The 20,205-nt window shown below is 66.5% G+C and carries 15 protein-coding genes; 6 read left to right on the forward strand and 9 right to left on the reverse strand.

From position 1 onward, the window contains the following. The first annotated feature begins 44 nt into the window (after window positions 1-44). Entirely contained in the window at window positions 45-1,517 is a 1,473-nt protein-coding gene (locus KXZ72_RS03950) for an amino acid permease (RefSeq protein WP_226082437.1), read from the forward strand. A 45-nt stretch (window positions 1,518-1,562) separates the two neighbouring features. Here the strand turns inward: KXZ72_RS03950 and KXZ72_RS03955 are convergent, their stop codons facing one another. The 6 genes from KXZ72_RS03955 to KXZ72_RS03980 form a co-directional block, all read right to left on the reverse strand. After that, the gene (locus KXZ72_RS03955) at window positions 1,563-2,546 is read right to left on the reverse strand and encodes an N-acetylglucosamine kinase (RefSeq protein WP_226082438.1); all 984 of its coding nucleotides are present in this window, start codon (window positions 2,544-2,546) and stop codon (window positions 1,563-1,565) included. Beyond that, window positions 2,546-3,817: a 6-phospho-beta-glucosidase gene (locus KXZ72_RS03960; protein ID WP_226082439.1), complete on the reverse strand. Its 1,272-nt coding sequence runs from the start codon at window positions 3,815-3,817 to the stop codon at window positions 2,546-2,548. The genes KXZ72_RS03955 and KXZ72_RS03960 overlap by 1 nt, the downstream gene beginning before the upstream one ends. 5 nt (window positions 3,818-3,822) lie before the next feature. Next, window positions 3,823-4,704 (reverse strand): carbohydrate ABC transporter permease, encoded by an 882-nt coding sequence (locus KXZ72_RS03965; RefSeq protein ID WP_226082440.1) that lies wholly within the window; start codon window positions 4,702-4,704, stop codon window positions 3,823-3,825. Then, on the reverse strand, window positions 4,701-5,714 hold the full coding sequence (locus tag KXZ72_RS03970) for a carbohydrate ABC transporter permease (RefSeq protein ID WP_226082441.1): 1,014 nt from the start codon (window positions 5,712-5,714) through the stop codon (window positions 4,701-4,703). Before KXZ72_RS03970 ends, KXZ72_RS03965 begins: the two co-directional genes overlap by 4 nt. 1 nt (window position 5,715) lies before the next feature. Then, window positions 5,716-7,065: an extracellular solute-binding protein gene (locus KXZ72_RS03975; RefSeq protein WP_226082442.1), complete on the reverse strand. Its 1,350-nt coding sequence runs from the start codon at window positions 7,063-7,065 to the stop codon at window positions 5,716-5,718. Window positions 7,066-7,200: 135 nt separating this feature from the next. Continuing rightward, window positions 7,201-8,385 carry an ROK family transcriptional regulator gene (locus KXZ72_RS03980; RefSeq protein ID WP_226082443.1) on the reverse strand — a complete coding sequence of 395 codons (1,185 nt, stop codon included), beginning with the start codon at window positions 8,383-8,385 and terminating at the stop codon, window positions 7,201-7,203. 175 nt (window positions 8,386-8,560) lie between these two features. Between KXZ72_RS03980 and KXZ72_RS03985 the strand changes: the two genes are divergently transcribed. The 3 genes from KXZ72_RS03985 to KXZ72_RS03995 all read left to right on the forward strand — a co-directional run bounded on the left by KXZ72_RS03985 (window position 8,561) and on the right by KXZ72_RS03995 (window position 11,858). Next, window positions 8,561-9,502 (forward strand): alpha/beta hydrolase fold domain-containing protein, encoded by a 942-nt coding sequence (locus KXZ72_RS03985; protein WP_226082444.1) that lies wholly within the window; start codon window positions 8,561-8,563, stop codon window positions 9,500-9,502. A 1,204-nt stretch (window positions 9,503-10,706) separates the two neighbouring features. After that, window positions 10,707-11,174 (forward strand): methylated-DNA--[protein]-cysteine S-methyltransferase, encoded by a 468-nt coding sequence (locus tag KXZ72_RS14705; protein WP_264159455.1) that lies wholly within the window; start codon window positions 10,707-10,709, stop codon window positions 11,172-11,174. A 9-nt stretch (window positions 11,175-11,183) separates the two neighbouring features. Continuing rightward, a complete protein-coding gene (locus KXZ72_RS03995) occupies window positions 11,184-11,858 on the forward strand; it encodes a DNA-3-methyladenine glycosylase I (protein WP_226082446.1) in 675 nt (224 codons plus the stop codon). Window positions 11,859-12,204: 346 nt separating this feature from the next. On the opposite strand, the gene KXZ72_RS04000 is transcribed toward KXZ72_RS03995, so the two are convergent. Further along, entirely contained in the window at window positions 12,205-13,452 is a 1,248-nt protein-coding gene (locus KXZ72_RS04000) for an MFS transporter (RefSeq protein ID WP_226082447.1), read from the reverse strand. A gap of 121 nt (window positions 13,453-13,573) precedes the next feature. Between KXZ72_RS04000 and KXZ72_RS04005 the strand changes: the two genes are divergently transcribed. Beyond that, window positions 13,574-14,296, forward strand: coding sequence for a TetR/AcrR family transcriptional regulator (locus KXZ72_RS04005; protein ID WP_226082448.1), 723 nt, complete (start codon window positions 13,574-13,576; stop codon window positions 14,294-14,296). A gap of 1,114 nt (window positions 14,297-15,410) precedes the next feature. On the opposite strand, the gene aceB is transcribed toward KXZ72_RS04005, so the two are convergent. Both aceB and aceA read right to left on the reverse strand, forming a co-directional pair. After that, complete coding sequence (aceB, locus tag KXZ72_RS04010; RefSeq protein ID WP_226082449.1) at window positions 15,411-17,042, reverse strand: malate synthase A; 1,632 nt, start codon at window positions 17,040-17,042, stop codon at window positions 15,411-15,413. Window positions 17,043-17,062: 20 nt separating this feature from the next. Beyond that, the gene (gene aceA / locus KXZ72_RS04015; protein WP_226082450.1) at window positions 17,063-18,355 is read right to left on the reverse strand and encodes an isocitrate lyase; all 1,293 of its coding nucleotides are present in this window, start codon (window positions 18,353-18,355) and stop codon (window positions 17,063-17,065) included. A 345-nt stretch (window positions 18,356-18,700) separates the two neighbouring features. Here aceA and KXZ72_RS04020 point away from each other — a divergent pair, with 345 nt between their 5' ends. Next, window positions 18,701-20,149: a helix-turn-helix transcriptional regulator gene (locus KXZ72_RS04020; RefSeq protein WP_226082451.1), complete on the forward strand. Its 1,449-nt coding sequence runs from the start codon at window positions 18,701-18,703 to the stop codon at window positions 20,147-20,149. The last annotated feature ends 56 nt before the right edge of the window (window positions 20,150-20,205 follow it).

Genomic DNA, 20,205 nt, shown 5'->3' on the forward strand with positions numbered 1-20,205 from the left:
AGTAGTGTGGTTATTTTCCGTTTGAACCCGCTTGGACGTATCCCGTGACCACCGAATTGCCCGCCCGCACCCGGCTCGGCGCCCAGCTTTCCCGCCGCAAGCCGCTTCCCGTGGCGGCGGCCACGGCCGAGGAGAATACCGGCCTGCGCCGAAGCATGGGCCTGTGGCAGCTCACGATGATCTCGATCGGCGCCACCCTGGGCACCGGGGTATTTGTGGTCCTGGGCACCGCGGTCCCGATGGCCGGGCCGGCCGTGTGGATCGCGTTTATCATCGCGGGATTTACCGCGCTGCTCTCCGCGCTCTCCTATGCCGAGATGGCCGGAAGCGTCCCGGTATCGGGCTCGAGCTATTCCTATGCCTATGCGACCCTCGGCGAGGGCCTGGCCTGGGTATGTGGCTGGTGCCTGGTCCTGGAATACGCGGTCTCGGTGGCGGCCGTGGCCGTGGGCTCGGGCGAATATATTAACGATGCCCTGGGCCTATTTGGCATCCACCTGCCCGCGGCGATTGCCGGGGCCCCGGGCGATGGCGGAATCGTCAATCTGCCCGCCGCGGCGATTGTGCTGCTCGCGATGGTGCTGCTGATCCGCGGCACCCGCGAGTCCATCGCGATCAACACCATCATGGTGGTGCTGAAGATCGCCGTGATGCTGATGTTTGTGGCGATCGCCTTCACCGCCTTCCACGCCCAAAACTTCGAGCCGCTCGCGCCGATGGGTGCCGCCGGAATCTCCGCCGCCGCCTCGCGGGTATTTTTCTCCTATATCGGCTTTGATGCCGCATCCACCGCGGGCGAGGAGGCCAAAAACCCGCAGCGGGATATGCCGCGCGCGATCCTGCTCTCGCTGGGCATCGTCACGGTGGTTTATATTCTGGTGGCCGTGGCCGCGATCGGGGCCCGCCCCTGGGATACCTTCAGCGATAACGGCCCCACGCTCGCGGCCATCCTGAACGATATTACGCAGACGCCGTGGATCGCCCTGGTGATGGCCATCGGCGCGGTGATCGCTATTGCCAGCGTGGTCCTCACTGTGCTCTACGGGCAGACCCGCATCCTGATGAGCATGGCCCGCGACGGCATGGTGCCGAGTATTTTTGCGCGCATCTCCCCGCGCACCCACACCCCCGTGGCCGGCACCGTGATCGTGAGTGTGGCCGTGGCGATCACCGCGGCCCTGATCCCACTCGGCGAGCTGGCCGATGCCACCAGCATCGGCACCCTATTTGCCTTTGCCCTGGTGAACCTCTCGGTGATCTATCTGCGCTGGAAGCGGCCCGCCCTGCCGCGCACATTCCGCGTGCCGCTATTTCCCGTGGTGCCGCTGCTGGGCTTTGGCTTTTGTGTTTATCTGATGATCACGCTTGGCACCACCACCTGGATCGTTTTCCTGCTCTGGATGCTGGTGGGGGCCGCCGTCTACCTGGGGTATAGCCGCCGCCGTTCCGTGGTCGGGGCCCTGAGCGAGGCCGAGTATGCCGAGGCCCAGGCCGCCTCGGACGAATCCAACCGCTAGCCTCCGGTCGCTCCGGGGCGGGCCCCACGCCCGCCCCGGCCCCCGCTAACCGACCGGGCTCGCGAGGGATACGCGCACCCGCTCCCGCGCGATCCCCAGGATCTCCGGCCCCACCCCCGCGGCGGCCAGCGCCAGCAGGCTCGCCCCCAGAATCGGCGGTTCGCGCACGATCTCGATGCGCGCCGCGGGGTCCTCGGCATAAATCCCGGAGGCGATGCCGGCCAGCAGCCGCCGATTATCCGAGGCGATCACCCCGCCGCCGAGCACCACGGGCACCGCGGAACCCAGGAATCCCAGCCGGCGCAGCGTGGCCGTGGCCAGCGCCACGATCTCTTCCGCCTGACGATCCACCACCGAGCCCGCGACCGGGTCCCCCGCATCCGATTCGGCAAAAACCACCGGGCTCAGCGCCGCAAGCGTGGTGCGTTCGATCCGGCCAAAATGCAGCGCCTCGGTGACCGCCGAGACATCGGGAAGCCCCAGCGCGGCGGGCACGGTATGTTCAAGGGTGCTGCGCGGGCCGCGGCCATCGGCGCTACGGGCAGCATGCCAGAGCCCCCACTCGCCGATCGAAAAGCCACCACCCCAGTCCCCGGAGATCATGCCCAGGGCCGGGAAACGCACGGTTTCTCCGTCCGCGCGCACCCCCACACAGTTGATCCCGGTGCCGCAGACGATCGCCACCGCATCCGGTTCCGCTGTGCCGGCCCGCAGCAGCGCAAAGAGATCATTATCCACGACCAGGTGGCCCAGCTCCCCGTGCGGGAATGCCGCGGCGAGCCCCTCGGCAAATTCCACGATCTCGATCGGCAGATCCAGGCCGGAAAGATAGACGTGGACCCGCTCGATCCGTTGCCCGGCCGCGGCCCCGAGGATCAGCTCACGAATCTGGGAGACCGCCGCGTCCAGGCCGATCAGGTGCGGGCTGGTCCCGGTTCCCCGGGCGCGCCCCAGCACCTCCCCGTGCCGGTTCAGGGCCACGGCATCCGTTTTGGAGCCGCCCCCGTCCACGGCAATGATGACGCCCATTAACGCACCCAGGGCAGATAATCGGCATTGGCCGCAAGGAGCAAATCGGTGAGCTTTTCGGCGCGATCAAATTGCTGCACCAGCGGATGCGCGAGCATCGCCCGCAGCACCCGGTCGCGTCCACCGTGAATCGCCGCGTCCAGCGCCAGGCGCTCATAGCCGGCAACATGCGCGATGGTTCCGGCCAGATCGGGCTCCACCTCGGGAACCGGCAGGGCATGCACCCCGTCGGCCCCGATGATCGCGGGCACCTCGATCACGTGATCATCGGGCAGGAACGGCAAAATACCGTTGTTTTGCAGGTTGACCACCTGCTCGTCCCGGCGATCGCCGTGCAGCGAGGCGATCAGATCCACCGCCGCCTCGGAATAAAAGGCCCCGCCGCGCTGGGCCAGAATCTCGGGCTTGGTCTGCACACTCGGATCGGCATAGAGCTCCAGCAGGGTCTGCTCCACGGCCATTACCGCCTCCGCCCGGGTGGGTGAGTCACGCTGCTCGCGCAGCACCTCGTCATGGGCATAAAAATAGCGCAGATAATAGGACGGAATGGTGCCCTGCAGCGCCAGCAGCGTCTCGGGCAGGTGCACCTCCTCGGCCAGCTCCGGCAGGCGCGTGGCCAGCAGCTCGGGCAGCACATCGCGCCGGATACCGCCCTCGTTCAGGAAGACCTGACGCTCCCAGGTGAGATGGTTCAGGCCCACATGACCGAGGGTAATATCGCGGTGGTCCACGCCCAGCACCCGCGCAAATTTGCGCTGGAATCCGATCGCCACATTACACAGCCCCACGGCGCGGTGGCCCTCGTTCAGCAGCGCCCGCGTGACGATGCCCACGGGATTGGTGAAGTCCACGATCCACGCATTGGGCTTGGCATATTGCCGAATGGTCTCGGCCACCCGCAGTACCACGGGCACGGTGCGCAGCGCCTTGGCAAAGCCCCCCGGTCCGGTGGTCTCCTGGCCGATGCAGCAGGCCTCATGGGGCCAGGTCTCATCGGTATGCCGGGCGGCCTGGCCGCCGATGCGCAGCTGAATCAGTACCACATCCGCACCCGCCACGCCCGCCACCAGATCCTCGGTGGCGGTGACCGTGCCGGGGTGCCCGGCCGCGGCAAACATCCGCCGGGCCATGCCGCCCACCAGGCGGCGGCGCTCCTCGCTGGGGTCCACAAGCCACACCTCCTCGAGGGGTAGGATCTCGCGCAGCCGGGCGAAGCCGTCGATCAGTTCGGGGGTATAGGTGGACCCGCCACCGATAATGGTCAATTTCATGATGTTTAGCCTTTAACTCCGGTGAGGGTGATTCCCTCGACAAAGATTTTTTGAGCAAAAAAGAAGATCAGGACAACCGGCACCATAACCAGCATGGTCATCGCCATGGTCAGGCCCCAGTCGGTGCCGTGGGCGCCGCGGAAGGTCGCCAGCCCATAGGCCACGGGCCACCACTGCGGGCTCTCCGAGGCATAGAGCAGCGGACCGTAATAATCGTTCCAGGAGTGGAAAAACGCGAAAATTCCGGCGGCGGCGATACCCGGCTTGGCCATCGGCACCACCACCCGCAGCAGCACGCCCCATTCGCTACAGCCGTCCAGGCGGGCGGCATCGGCGTATTCCTTGGGAACGGTGAGGAAAAACTGGCGCAGCAGGAAGATCGAAAACGCGTCCCCGAGCAGATTGGGAAGGATCAGCGGCCACAGCGTGCCGGTGAGACCCAGGTTGCTCCACAAGACATATACGGGTACCGCGGTGACCTGCGGCGGCAAGAGCATCGCGACGATGATCGCCAAAAAGATGATATTCGCCCCGGGGATTTTAATCTTGGCCAAGACATACGCGGCGGGCACCGAGGACAGCAGCATCAGCAGCGTGGCGGTGATCGCATAAAACGCGGAATTGGCAAACCAGCGGCCCAGCGGGGCCTTCTCAAATACCGTGAGATAGTTGCCCCACTCCCAGCTGCGCGGCCAGATCGAGGCGGTGAGGGCCTGATCGCTGGGCATCAGCGAGGTGAGAAAAACAAAGACGATCGGGGCGATAAACAGCACCGCGAGGATCGAGAGCACCAGATGCTCGGCCACCCAGGCGGCGAGGGATTTCCCGCGGCGACGCGGCTTTATCCGGGAGGTGGTTGGGGTGGAGCGCGCGGTCAGTGCGGTCATGATGCCCCCTCGGGCGAAAAGGCCTTGACCTTGCGCATGAGGAGCACGAGGAAGATCGCGGCGACGATAAAAAGCAGCACGGCCAGCGCGGAGGCATAACCGAGCTGATACTGGCCGAACCCGCGGACATATAGCCACTGGGTATAGGTGAGCAGGGAGCCATCGGGATATCCCAGCGTGACGCCCGCGCCCTGCCCTACCGTGGCCTTGCCCGAGGCCACGGCGCTGGCCACCGCGGCCTCCGTGAAGTATTGCAGCGCCGCGATCACCCCCGTGATCAGGGCGAAGACCAGCACCGGGGTGATATTGGGCAGCGTGACATAGCGCACCTGCGCAAATGCTCCCGCGCCGTCCAGCGCGGAGGCCTCGTATTGATCCCGGGGCACATCCAGGAGCGCGGCGAGGAAAATGATCATGATATCGCCCATGACCCAGATGCCCAGGAGCAGCAGCGAGGGCTTGGACCAATCGGGATCGTTAAACCACAGGGGGCCCTGGATGCCGATGGATTTGAGGATCAGGTTTACCGGGCCCGTTCCGGGGTTAAACAGGAAGACAAACGCCACGACCGAGGCCACGGGAGGCACCAGGGCGGGCAGATAAAACAGGGTGCGCCAGAGGCCGGTGGCCCGCTTAGCCCGGGCCAGGAGACCCGCGGTCAGCAGGGCGGTCACCAGCTTCACCGGGGTCAGGATGAGGATAAACCACAGCGTATTCAGCGCGGCGGTCCACACCATCGGGTCCTTGGTGAAGAGGTATTCATAATTGCGCAGCCCGATCCATTCGGGCGGGGAGACCAGGTCAAAACGGGTGAAGGAATAGTACACACTGGCCAGCAGCGGATAGCCAAAAAACACCAGGATGCCCAGCACGGCCGGCGCAATCATCGCCAGGACGGCCCAGTTCACGCGCCGCGGGCGCGGCGACGCGAGGGAGGGCGCTGCCTCGGGGCGGGCGGAGGGGCGGGTCCGGGAATCTGCCCGCCCCTCCGAGATCGTGATCGGGGTCATATTAGGGACCGTTCACCAGGTCAAGCGCATCATCGATCTGCTTATCCACGCCCTTGAGGCCCTCGGTGAGATCGCCACCCTTACCCGACTGATACTTCACCCAGTAGTCACCAAAGGCCTGCTGGAATCCCCCGCCGTTGGGGCTGGAGGGGTTCGAGGCGGTTTTGGGGTGCTCGGCAATATCGATGAAGGTCTGATACTGCTCGGTGACCTGCAGATCCGGGGAGGTCAGTGCCGCGTGGGTTGTGGGCAGGTTTTTCAGGCCGTTGGCCATCTTCACCAGGGCCTCGGTATCGGTGGTCAGATATTTCAGTAGCGCCCAGGACAGCTCCGGAACCTTGGAACCCTTGGCGATACCGATCACATTGCCGGTGATATAGCCGGCGCCGTAGAGATCCTCATAGCCCACCGCGGTGGGGAAGGGAGCGGTGCCATAGCGCACATCGGGGGCCTGGGCCTCGAGGAACGCGGTGCGGTATTCGCCGTCGATCTGCATCGCAAGCTGCCCGGTCTGAAAGGCGTTATCCGCCGAGAACTCCTGGCCCAGGCCCGCGGTGAACGCCTGTAGCTTGTCGTAGCCGATCTTATCCACGTAGTTTTTTTGCCATTCCATCAGCACGGGCCAGTTTTTATCCGAGCCAATCGCGCTGGTGCTATCGGCGTTAAGCCATTCGCCACCCACCGCGGGACCAAAATGCGAGGGGGTGTTTTCGTACATGCCCATGAACGGGTTAAAGCCAAGCGTTTTAATCGAGCCATCGGGGTTCAGCACGGTGAGCTTCTCGGCCACCTGCTCCAGCTCCGCGAGGGTCTTCGGCGGCTCGGTGATGCCCGCGGCATCAAACATGTCCTGGTTATAAAACAGCGCGTTTACATCGGAGAGGATGGGCATCGCACAGCGCACGTCATCGTATTCCGTATAGTTTTTGACGGTATCCGAGAACTGCGAGAGGTCCACGTCATCGCGTTCGATATAGGGCCCCAAATCGCGGAAGGCCCCGGTGGAACAGAAATTACCCACCACATCGGTGGAATAGGACAGCCCCACGTCGATATTGCCGCCGGCCGCGATGACCTTGCGCATTTTTTCGTCGTCCTGGCCGTCGTGAACATCCACCTTCACGCCGGGGTTCTTGGCCTCAAAATCATCCACCACCGACTGGATAACGGCGCCCTCCCGGTCGGAGAAGAAGTGCCAGAGCGACACGGTTCCCTCGAGTTTTTCCGGGGCGGATTCTTCCATTCCAGCCCCGGGGCCGCCGGAGGAACAGCCCATCAGGGCCACCACCGATCCGGCGATCAGCGCCGTGGATAGCAGCCACGGGCGGTGTGTAGCGGTGCGTCGTTGCATCGAATTAGCCTCACTCTTCATTGGGTGTTTTATCGGGGACGGCCGCGGGGGCGGCCGGTTTTTGGCAACACAATCACCGCCGCCGGGCGGCGGGGAAAGTGTTCACGCCCGGGGGCGTGCTTTTCGGGGGACCCGCTAGCCGGGGGTCACCGCCAGAAAAAGTCTTTCGCGCAGCTCGTTTATCAGCACCCAGCGGGCGCCGCTGAGCACGGGATGGGTTACCACGCCGGCCGGGCTGATCCGCGGGGACCAGCGGGTATGGGCGCGGATATGTTCACTCACGAGGGTCGCGAGCTCCTCGCCGCCGAGTGCCCCGGTGGGGCCGCCCAGCAGCAGAAGTTCGGGGTCGAGTACCGCCAGTACCGGCGCGATTCCCAGGGCAATCCGCGGGGCAAACTCGCTCAGGATCGCGCTGCGCGCGGGATGGGCCTGGATCTCGGCAAGCATACTCTCGAAGCCCGTGGCGGTCAGGCCGTGGGCGCGGGCTATCCCGATCAGCGCATCCCCGCTGATCAGATCCTGCAGATCGCGCGCCTCGGGGTCAATCTCGGTGGCGGCGCGGGGCACGGCAAGATACCCCATTTCGCCGGCTCCCCCGGAGGCTCCCGCATGCAGTACACCGCCGATATCCACCGCGAGGCCCAGGCCGTTGCCCACCCAAAACAGCGCAAATCCGCCGGCCTCCGCGCCCGCGCCGGAGGCATCGGTGCGCTCGGCCACGGCCGCGAGGTTCACGTCATTGGAGAGCAGGAGATCCAGGCCCAGTTCACGTTCCAGCGTGGCCCGCACCTCGTGCCGGGGCCAGCCCGGGAGCTCATCGGTGAAGTTCAGCTCATCGGTCTGTGGGTTCACTGCCCCCTGCAGCCCCACGGCGGCCACGGCCACGGCGGTGTGATTGGCGCCGGCGGCCTCGCAGGCCCGCGCGATCGCGTCCCGCAGCTCCGCGGCGGCACCGGGCGCGGAGGCGCCGGGCTGCGGCCGATATTCCACCACCGGGCCCACGCCACCCACGGCATCCACCACGCAGGAGCGAATCACCTCGGGCTGCACATCGATGGCCACCCCCCAGGTATGTCCCCGGCGCACACCATAGGACACAGCATTGGGGCCGCGCCCCCCGGAGAGCTCCCCCACCGCCTCTATCAGCGCGGCGGATTCGAGCCGGGCGATCATCTGTGAGGCCGTGGGCTTGGAGAGCCCGGAGAGTTCCCCGAGCTGATTGCGGGTCAGGGCGCCATGCTGAAGAAACAGGGCCAGGGCCGTGCGATCATTGGTGGCGCCGAGCCAGGACGGTGTGCCGGGAAGCGATCGAATGGTCAACGCCGAAATCCCCTCAGTGGAATGGTGGTGGTGTCCGCCAATGTATCAGGAAAGAATCTTATTAGTAAAGAACCTTTCGGATAATTTTTCCGCGAATGCTGGTTTTCCCCGCGAATCCCCGGAACGTCCGGGTGGCAACCGCCGGGCGGCCGGTTTTCCCCGCAGAATAGAAGACATGCTCTCCCCGCGCCTCGACCCCAATCTTGCGCATTGGCTGGCGAATGCCCCGCGTCACGGCACCCCGGGACGGCCACGCTTTCGCCCGGCGGGTCCCGAGCTGGAGAGCGTAAATAACCTCGCGCTGCGGCGCCCCGATGGCTCGGAACTCCCCTGCCGCCGGTACCGCTCACGGCCGGTGGCAAGCGAGGGCACCCCACCCGGCATCACGGTGGTTTATATTCACGGCGGATCCTTTATCGGCGGCGATCTGGATACGCATGATCGGGCCTGCCGCCGAATCGCCCTGAGCACCGAATACGAGGTGCTGGCCCTGGACTATCGGCGAGCGCCCGAGCACCCCGCCCCAGCGGCGCTTGATGATGTCCTCTTGGCCTGCCGCGGGATCACCGATGCGGGAGGCATTCCCGCGCTGGCCGGGGATAGCGCGGGTGGCCTGATTGCGCTCCTGGCGGCACGGCTACTCCTGGCCGAGGGCGCGCGCCTGGCGCCGCTACTGCTGATCACCCCCAATGCCGATCTGACGCTCTCGCTTCCCAGCGTGGAGGAGTTTGGATTTGGTTGGGGCTTGGACGCCGAGGAATTGCGCGGAAATATTGCGTCCTGGCTCCCCTCGCGCTCACCGCGCGCCCTGGCCCGATTTAGTCCGCTCCAGGCACGCTTTCCGCCCCTGCCCACGGTTCTGCTCGGCCGCGCGGGATACGATCCCCTGGTTGATGAGGGGCAGGCCCTGGCCGAGCGCCTGCGTGCCCAGGGCACGGTGGTTCACGATCGCCTCTTTCCCACACTCCTGCACGGCTTTGTGAATTTTGATGCGCTCTCCCCGGCGGCCCGGGCCGCGGGTGACACCCTCTTCACGGAGTTTGCGGGCCTCCTGCGCCGGGAAACTCCCGATATCCACAGCACCTCAAGCTGCACCATCTTTCCACAGTTCCACTAGCCCCCCCTGCCCTCTCCCCGCCTCGCCCCTTTTACTGGATACACCCCGCTTTTCCGCGGGAGTTAACATCCCCACGAGGCTAGGAGAGCCCATGTCCACCACGGTTAGTTTGGAACGCACGGTTAGTTTGGACCCCACGGCTAGCTCGGAGCACAAGGCTAGTTTGGATCGCAGGGCTAGTCCGGAGCGCAAGGCTAGTTTGGAACGCAAGGCTAGCTCGGATCGCAGGGCTAGCTCGGATCGCAGGGCTAGTCCGGAGCGCAGGGCTAGTCCGGAGCGCAGGGTGAGCTCGGACGGCACAGGCAGTTGGCCGCGCACAGGCAGCGTGAACCCCGCGAATAATATGAGCCCCAGCAAAACCGAGCCCGCTGCCCGGGCCGAGCCCACGCCCCACGTCGCTACCGCACCCCGGGCCGAGCCCACAGCCCAGGTCAAGCCCGTATCCCGGCCCGTGTCCGGCAGCGCACCCGCAGGCCAGAGTTCACCCGCAGGTCAGAGTGCACCCGCAGGTCAGAATGCACCCGGTACCGACTCCACAATCCTCCCGGGAGCAGCGGGCGGATACGAACCCGAGGACCACCCCGCTGGCGGCGCCGCGGGTCCGGCAGAGAACGAGCATCGGGTCGGGGCCAACCTGCGTGGCCTCGCCGTCGCCTCCGGCAGCGACAATACAGGGAGTCGCGTCATCACTATTGGCGCCACAGGCAGTGGCGTCCCGCGTAGTGGCATCACCGGCAGCCGAGCCACCGATATTGGCGTCACCGGCAGTGGCGTCCCACGCAGCGGCATCACCGGCAGCCGCGTCACAGGGAGCGGCGCAACAGCCGGGAGCACTCCCCCGGGGAACGCCTCCGTCCCACGGCCGGGCCGCACCCCCGGCGCCCTCCTTCCCGGCGCGACCCGCCTGCGCCCGGTACCGCCGCTCTCCCGAGTGTCGCCGGTATCGCCGGTGCCCCCGCTGCCACACACGAAGCCGGTGCCGGCGGCGGGACGTCCCGTGCGGGTTGCGATAATCACACCCCCGCTCCTGGAACCGCACCGCCCCCTCCCGTCTCGGGTTCCGGCACCGGCGGAACCGGCACACCGTCCTCCCACGCATCACGCCTCCGCGCCTTGCCCGCCCGCCTATCGTCCTCCCGCGCCAGGAGCCCCCTCCGACGGCGAGCGGCCGGGCCTACTCAACTACACCTATTACCCCTCGCCCGTGGGCCCCCTCCTGCTCATCGGAAGCGCGTTTGGGGTGCGTCGCCTGGTCTTTGATACCGAGGACCAGCCCGCGGTGCTGGCCGAGCTCGGCTATAGCCACGGCCTCACCCCGCGGGAAAACCCCGCGGCCCATGCCGTTCTCCTGCGCGAACTCGACAGCTATTTTGCCGGAACCCTGCGCCGTTTTACCTCCGCCATCGATCGCCGCGCGCTGCGCGGCTTCCGCGGCACGGTCCTCGAGTTCCTGCCGCGGCTGCGCTACGGGCATACCGCGAGCTACGGCTCCGTGGCCGAGGCCGTGGGCAGCCCCCTGGCCACCCGCGCCGTGAGCAACGCCTGCTCACATAACCCGGTTCCCATCCTCATCCCATGCCATCGGGTCATCCGTTCCAGCGGCGGCCTCGGCACCTATCTCGGCGGCAGCCGAGCCAAGCTAGCGCTGCTGAGGCTGGAGGGAGCCCGCTAAAATTAGCCTATGGAAACCTCCTCCCCCAGCACGCCGCCCGACGCAGGCCCGGTCCGGGGAGCGGACGGCCTGAATCGTCCGGCCTGGGCCGCCACCGATCCGCTATTGCGCGAGTATTACGACACCGAATGGGGCGTCCCCGTCACCGATGAGCGTGGGCTCTTTGAACGGATCAGCCTGGAGGCCTTTCAGTCCGGGCTCTCCTGGGCCACCATCCTGCGGAAACGGCCCGCATTTCGGGAGGCCTTTGCCCAATTTGACCCGGAGCGTGTCGCCGCATTTGGCGAGCCGGAGTTCACCCGGCTCATGGAGAATCCCGGCATCATCCGTAATCGGGCCAAAATCACCGCCACGATCGGCAACGCCCGGGCAGTGCTGGCCCTGCGCCCCGAGGGCGGGCTGGCCCGGGTGATCTGGGACGCGCGCCCCGCACTCACCCCGCTTCCGCGCACCCACACCGAGATTCCCACCACCTCCCCCGAGTCCATCGCGCTCGCCCGCCGCCTGCGCTCCCTCGGATTTTCCTTTATTGGCCCCACCACGATGTTTGCGCTCATGGAGGCGGTGGGCATCGTGGACACTCACCTGCTGGGCAGCCACCGCCGCGGCTGCTCCGGCCTATGGGCCGAGGACGGCACCCCGCGGGCGCAGGCACTGCCCGCAGAAACGGGTACCAACGGGTAAACCTGCACGAACATAAACGCGGACAAGGGCACGGACGCGGGCACAAATAAAGACACGGGCACCAGCATGGGCGCGGTCGCTAACCTCGACACGGGAACGGGAACGGGAACGGGACCGGCACGAGAACGGAACCAGAACGAGAACGGAACCGGAACCGGCACAGGAACGGAACCGGGACCAGAACCGGCACGGGAACGGGAACCGGACCGGAACCGGCACGGGAACGGGACCGGAACCGGCACAGGAACGGAAACGGGTGTGGGTACCGGGTGTGGGTACCGGGTGTGGGTACCGGGTGTGGGTACCGGGCATGGGCATGGAAGCGGGCACGGGAAGGGGCACCAGGCTAGGATTCGACGTTGACCTCCGCCGGTATCACGCGGAACCGCGGGTGCAGGCTTGTGAAACACAGCACCGCGAGCATCAGCACGGCGCTCAGAATCAGCGTGAGCGGGGGCCAAAGCGTATAGAGCGCGGTGCCGATCGTGGGCGCCAGCACAAACGTGGCGGCATTATTGGCGCCAATCAGCCCCGCCATGGCCCCCTGCTCCTCGCGGGTCATCAACAGCGAGGGCCCGGCCACATAACCCGGCATTGCCAACCCAAGCCCGAGCCCGACACCCAGCATGCCCAGCAGGAAAAGCCAGATACCGGCGGTGGGGATCATCACGGCAAAACCCAGCAGCGCCACGGCGGCCCCCGCGCGCAGCAGGCGGTGGGGATGCCAGCCCAGGCGCGGCACCAATACCGCCTGTGCGCCCGCCAGCCCGATCCCCGATACCAGGAAGGCCGCGGCCGTGGCCACGGCGGTGGCTCGAGAATCCAGGCTAAACCTGTCCTGAATAATAAAACCGGCGATCACCTGGATCAGCCCGAGGGCCGTAAACATGCCAAAGCCCGCGGCGAGGAACGGCCAGACCCGAGAATCCCAGAGCCGCACATGCGGCGGGTTTTCCAGCAGCTCCCGCGGGCTCTCCCGGCGCAAGAGAACCAGAACCAGCAGCGCGCCAACCGCGAGCACACAGGGCACAAAGATCAGCGGCACCATCAGCCCAAAGCCGGCAAGGAGACCACCGATTATGGACCCCGAGATCATCGCAATCCCCTGCACCGCGCCCATCCCGGCCATACCCCTAACCCGGGCCTCCTCGGTCTCGGTGACATCGGCGATATAGGCCTGCGCGGTGGGCGGCACCGCGGCCATGGCCAGCCCAAAAAACACACCGCGGACCAAGACCAGCAGCAGGAATAGCCCCACTCCACCGAGAATGCCGGCCATGCCGAGGCGCGCAAGGAGGGCAAAGGCCACCATCGAGAGCATCGCGAGGGTGAGTGCCCCGATCAGCACGGGCTTTCGCCCCCAGGACAGCGATTTCCTCCCCCAGAACTGGCTGGAGATCATGATGCAGATTGCCGCCACGCTGATCATCACCCCCACCTGCCACTCCGCGAGGCCCACCTCGCGGGCCAGCGGGGCAATGATCGGATTCAGTGTCATCTGCGCCAGATACACCAGGAATACGGCCCCCAGCATCAGGCCCACCTGGGGGCGCTTTATCGGGGTGGCGGGGGACGGGGTTTTGAGGGGGGACATGGGACCTTTCACGAGGCGGGACGCTCCCGGCGACGAGTTGAGCCTAAATCCAAAAACCCAATTATGCAACACTGTTCTCATAATTATTGCGCGGGGCGGATAAACGCGAGAGGATGGGGTTATGAGCATCCCCCCTCCCCCGCTGGATTCCTCCCCGCGCACGCGCGGCGTCGGGCGTCCCGTGGAATTTGAGTCCGCGTCGGTATTGGATGCGGCCCAGCTGATCCTGGAGGCCTCGGGTGTGGAGGGGCTCTCGATGCGCTCCCTCGCGGCCGCCTCGGGCACCGCCCTGGCGGCGATCTACCGTCATCTGGGCGATAAGGAGGCCGTGCTTGGCGCGGTCCTGGACCGTGCCGCCGAGGATCTGGTTTTGGTCACCCCCACCGGCACCCCCGAGCAGCGGCTCCGGATCCTCGCGGTGGAGATCTATGACGTGCTGTGCGAACGGCCCTGGGTGGTGGATGTGCTGCGCCGCGGTGGTCAGGTTGGTGCGGGCGCGCTGCATCTCACCGAGGAGATCCTGGCCGCGGCCGATGAGCTGGGGGCCGATGAGTCCACGGGAATGGCCGCCTACCGCACGTTGTGGAACTATACGCTTGGGGCGCTGATCACGCAGCGCCCCGCGGCCCTGCCACCCGATCCCGACTCCGATCTGGCCGTGAAGGTCCGTCGGGGCCTGGCCGAGGAGGGCCTCAGCCGCGCCGCGCGCTTTCTCACCTATCCGCTGGGCACCCCGCGCGCGCTTTTTCTTGAGGGTCTTGACATGCTCCTCCCCGGCCTCATTGCCGCGCTGCGTACCCCCGCGGCGGGCGAGAGGCCCGGCCCATCCTCCCCGGCGAGCTAGCTATTCCTCAGCATCGAGTGAGCGCCACCCAGCCTCCCGGTGCGATCACGACGCAACCCGCTTCGCCGGCGGGCGAGCGAGCGAGCTAACTCGCAAGCCAGATAGCCAGATAGCCAGATGGCCAGATGGCCAATCCTCCACGACGAGTGAGCAACACCCATCCTCACGTCGAGTGAGCAACACCCATCCTCCCGGTGCGATCACGACGCAACCCGCTTCCCCGGCGGGCGAGCGAGCGAGCTAACTCGCAAGCCAGATAGCCAGATAGCCAGATAGCCAATCCTCCACCACGAGTGAGCAACACCCATCGTCACGTCGAGTGAGCAACACCCATCGTCACGTCGAGTGAGCAACACCCATCCTCCACGGCGGGTGAGCGAGCTGACTCGCAAGCTAAATAGCCGGATAGCCGATCCTCCACGGCGAGTGGCCAATACCCATCCTCAACCACGAGTGAGCAGCACCCGTCCTCCACGGCGGGTGAGCGGCACCCATCCTGCCCGGCGAATCCGGGCGCATCGCGCCGCCCGGCGCTGCGGCCTGCCAGACCCCGGAGACCACACCGATCAGGTACCTCGGGCACCCCGGCAATCATGCACGCGCCGGGCACCCTCGGGCACGGGCCTCGGCCGCCGCTGTTGGCATTTCTCCGTCCGGGTGGCGCCGAGATCGGCCGGGCTCGGGAGGCGCGGGCCGCGCGGCACCGTCCATTCCTTTCGACCGTGGCCGGGAGGCCCTCCCACCCGGAAGTCTCTCGCTATCCATAGCCCTCTCTTGGTGACTCCCCGGAACGCACGGTCCCGATAATCCCCGCGGCCCACCCCGCTGTGTCCGCGCACCCGGCCGGGCGGACCGCGAGCGCCGCGCACCCGGGCATTCGGGCATTCGGGCGTCGTCCATGATTCCCCACAAAGGAACAGACGACCGCCCGAGCACCCCGCGGAGAGCGGCGTCCAGCGGAGGGCAGCACCGCGAGCCGCGGACTCGGCCATATACAACGCCCGATCAACGCCCGCCGGCACCCCGCCCACGACGAAAGACAGCGACGGGCAGACAGCGGCCCGCCCGTCCTCCCCCGGGCAGGGAAGGACGGGCGGGCTGCATACCGGCGCCCCTAGGCGGCGACCGCCTCGGGCACGGCGACCAGATACTGCGTATAGGCGGCGATCGTGAGGAACGTGGGGAAATCCTCCTCCAGCGCCACCGCCCGCACCAGCCCGGCGGCCTCGGCGAAGCGGTTGCCGGCACCGGCGGCCTCACCCAGGGTGGCGCTCTCCTCGGCCAGCAGTGCCGCCACCCATTCCCGGGTAATCGGGGTGCCCTCGGTGGTGATCACGCCGTAGTGGATCCACTGCCAGAGCTGGGAGCGGGAGATCTCGGCCGTGGCGGCATCCTCCATGAGGTTATCAATCGCGGCCGCTCCGATTCCGCGCAGCCAGCTCTCCAGATAGCGCAGGGCCACCGAAACATTGCCGCGCACCCCGGCATCGCTCACGGCCCGGTCGATGCCCGCCATATTAAGCAGGTCGGGAGCGCTTATCCGCACATCCTCGCGCAGCACCTCCAGCTGATTGGGCCGGGAGCCCAGCACCCGCGTGAACTCCTCCTCGGCGATCGGCACCAGATCGGGATGGGCCACCCAGGTGCCGTCAAATCCCGCCTCCGCCTCGCGGCGCTTATCCTCGCGCACCCGTTCGAAGGCCCGCTCGGTGACCTCGGGATCGCGCCGATTGGGGATAAACGCGCTCATCCCCCCGATCGCATGCGCCCCGCGGCGGTGGCATGTGGCCACCAGCAGATCGGTATAGGCCCGCATAAACGGCACCGTCATGGTGATCTTCTCGCGGTCGGGGAGGAGGAACTCGCCACCGCGGGAGCGGAAGGTCTTGATCAGGCTGAAGATATAGTCCCAGCGCCCGGCGTTAAGGCCCGCGCAGTGCTCGCGCAGCTCATAAAGAATCTCCTCCATCTCGAAGGCGGCGGTGATGGTTTCGATCAGGACGGTGGCCCGGATGATGCCATGGGGCAGGCCCAGCGCATTCTCCGAGAAGGTGAAGATATCGTCCCAGAGCCGCGCCTCCAGATGGTTTTCGATCTTCGGGAGATAAAAATAGGGCCCGCGGCCGCCGTCGATCAGGGCCCGCGCATTATGGAATAGGTAGAGCCCAAAATCCCAGAGCGAGGCGGAGGCGGAGGATTCGATGCCCGCCCGGTCGGTGAAGAGTACGTGCTTTTCCACGAGGTGCCAGCCGCGCGGACGCAGGATGATCGTGGGGGTATTCTCCCCCACCCGATATTCCTTGCCCTCGGGGCTGGTGAAGTCGATCCTGCCGCGGATTGCATCGTGGAGCGAAACCTGCCCGCCCATTATGTTTTCCCAGGTGGGGCTCGTGGCGTCCTCCAGATCGGCGAGCCAGCCGCGCGCCCCGGAGTTCAGGGCGTTAATGGTCATCTTGCGATCGGTGGGGCCGGTGATCTCCACGCGCCGGTCCTCGAGCCCGGGCCCCGCCCCGGCCACCCGCCAGCGCGGATCCTCGCGGACCGCCGCGGTCTCGGGCAGGAAGCGCAGGTTGCGGCCATTGGCCACGGCCTCGCGGGCTCCCATTCTTGCGCGCAGCCGCTCGTGGCGGCGACCGGCAAAATGATCGTGCAGCCGGGCCACAAAATCCAGTGCGTCATCGCCGAGGATCCGGTTGAAGTCCTCGGTGCGCTCACCGAGGACGGTGATGCGGGTATAAGCGGTCATGATCGGAGCCTTTCGGTGAGTTAGAACTGTTCGGATTCGGTGGAGCCCACAAGGGCCAGGGTGACGCTTTCGGGGTTGAGTGCCGTGGCGATGCGATCAAAATAGCCGGTGCCCACCTCGCGCTGATGCCGGGTGGCGGTATAGCCATCGGCCTCGGAGGCAAACTCGGCCTCCTGGAGTTCCACATAGGCGCTCATTTGGCGCTCGTGATAGCCGCGGGAGAGCGTATACATGGAGTGGTTCAGCGAGTGGAAACCGGCCAGGGTGATGAACTGGAACGCATAGCCCATCGCGGCCAGTTCGCGCTGGAAACTCGCGATCTGGGTATCGTCGAGATGGCTCTTCCAGTTGAAGGAGGGCGAGCAGTTATAGGCGAGCTTTTTCCCCGGGAACTCGGCATGGATGCTCTCGGCAAAGCGCCGCGCGAGCTCCAGATCGGGCTCGGCCGATTCCACCCAGAGCAGATCGGCATAGGGGGCATAGGCGTGGCCTCGGGCGAGGACGGTATTAATGCCGGGGGTGGTCTCATAAAAGCCCTCGGCCGTGCGCCCGCCACTCAGGAACGGCCGATCGCGCGCATCCACATCGCTGGTGATCAGATTGGCCGCGAGTGAATCGGTGCGGGCGATGATGATGCTGGGCACCCCGGCCGCATCGGCGGCGAGGCGTGCGGCGTTGAGCGTACGGATATGCTGCGCGGTGGGCACCAAAACCTTGCCCCCCATATGTCCACATTTTTTCTCGCTCGCGAGCTGATCCTCCCAGTGCACCCCGGCCGCGCCGGCCGCGATCATCGAGGACATCAGCTCATAGGCGTTGAGCGGCCCCCCAAATCCGGCCTCGGCATCGGCCACGATCGGGGCGAGCCACTCGCGTGCGGTGCTGCCCTCGGCGGTATCGATCTGATCGGCCCGCAGCAGCGCGTTATTAATGCGGCGCACCACCTGCGGCACGGAATTGGCCGGATAGAGGCTCTGATCGGGATAGGTCTGCCCCGAGAGGTTGGCATCGGCGGCCACCTGCCAGCCGGAGAGATAGATGGCCTCCAGCCCGGCTCGCACCTGCTGCACCGCCTGGTTGCCGGTCAGGGCGCCGAGGGCGTGTACCCAGGAGCCGTCCGTGCGGTTGATGAGGTTCCATAGGTTTTCCGCGCCGCGACGGGCGAGCGTGTGTTCCTCGCCCACGGTGCCGCGCAGGGCTACCACGTCCTCCGCCGAATAATCGCGGCGGATTCCGTTCCAGCGGGCCTCGGTTTTCCAGGCGGTCTCAAGCTGCTCTGCGGTCTGGTTTTGGTCTCCGGGACGGGTATTCATGGGGAGCTCCTTTGCTTGACTGATGGGGTGTTCTGTGTCCACTCTCCGCCCGGGAGGGCCGCGGTGACCCCACCATCTCGCTAAAACTTGGCGGGTTATTCTGGCCCTCAGATTTTCTGCAGTGGCGCGATACGCCCGTGATCCGGCGGCGGGCGGCGGCCTCCCCGAAATCGCGGGCGGCACCCCGGGTGGCGGCGGCGCGGCCGGAAAACCCGCGGGAGGCCGCACCCCGGATCCCGCCCACACTCACAGAAAAAAACAGCTATTTCTATTTCGCGCAAGAACTCGCAATGTCACACTGGGGGAAGTCACCCGCGCCCGCCGCGCCGGGACGAGGATGGAGCCATGTACGATCCCCTGATCATCGGCCACCGCGTGCGCCAGCTCCGCCTCGACCGCGGGCTCACGGTGGCCGAGCTGGGCACCCGCATCGGCCGCGCAGCCTCGCAGGTTTCGGTGATCGAAAATGGCCGCCGCGATCTGCGGCTCGCGGAGATCCAACGCCTCGCGCAAGCGCTCGAGGTGGAGCCCGCCGAGCTGCTCAGTCCCGAGGCCCCCAGCCCCCGCGCCGCGCTTGAGATCGCCCTCGAGCGCGCCCAGCGCGGGCCGCTCTATTCCTCACTGGGCCTCCCCCCGCTTCCCGCGCGCAAAACCCTCAGCGATGAGGCGATCAGCACCATCCTCGGGCTGCACGACGCACTCACCACCGTCTATACCGAGCGTGCCGCGACCCCCGAGGAGGCCCGCCGGGCCAATACCGAGCTGCGCCGCACGATGCGCGCGCGCTCAAATCACTATCCCGAGCTGGAGGAGGTGGCCGCGGGTCTGCTGCGCGCAATCGGCCACGACGGGGGCCCACTCACCCAGCGCAGCACCACCGACCTCGCCGGCCACCTCGGCTTCAGCCTGCATACGGTTAACGACCTGCCCTCCTCCACCCGCTCGGTCACCGACCTGGCCAATGGCCGCCTCTATGTCTCCCCCGCGCTCTCCCCCGATGCCGATCCGCGCTCGGTCATCCTGCAGGCCCTCGCCGCGCACGTCCTGCACCACCGCGAGCCGCATAATTACGATGACTTCCTGCGCCAGCGGGTCGAGGCCAATTACCTGGCCGGGGCGCTCCTGATTCCCGAGCCCGGGGCCGTGGAGTTTCTGGGCGCGGCCCGGGAGGCCCGCGCCCTCTCCATCGAGGATCTGCGCGATGCATTTGCGGTGAGCTATGAAACCGCCGCGCATCGCTTCACCAATCTGGCCAGCACCCACCTGGACATCCCGGTGCACTTCCTGAAGGTGCACTCCAGCGGCGTGGTCCATAAGGCCTATGAAAACGATGCCGTGCAGTTTCCCACCGATGCGCTGGGCGCGGTGGAGGGACAGATAGTATGCCGCAGGTGGAGCGCCCGCCAGGTATTTGGGGCCGAGGATCGCTTCAGCCCCTATTATCAGTACACCGATAAACCCGCGGGCACCTACTGGTGCACCTCGCAGATTCAGGCCACCTCGCAGGGCCAGTTTTCCATCAGCGTGGGCACCGATTTTGCGCATTCGCGCTGGTTTCGGGGGCGCGAGACCGAGGTGCGCTTTGCCTCGCGCTGTCCCGATCCGCAGTGCTGCCGCACCCCGCCCGCGGAGCTCGCCCAAAAATGGGAAAATAACGCCTTTCCGAGTGCGCGCCTAAACTCCTCGCTGCTGGCCACGATGCCCACCGAGATGTTCTCGGGCGTGGACCGGCCCGAGGTGGTGGCGTTTTTGGAACGCCACGATCCGCGCGAAACTGCGCCGGATTCCCCATAGCCTCCGCAAAACACCGCGGGCGTTTAGCCCCCGAGGGGAGCCAAACGCCCGCGGCA

This window comes from Mycetocola spongiae, assembly GCF_020424085.1.
Lineage (GTDB): Bacteria > Actinomycetota > Actinomycetes > Actinomycetales > Microbacteriaceae > Mycetocola > Mycetocola spongiae.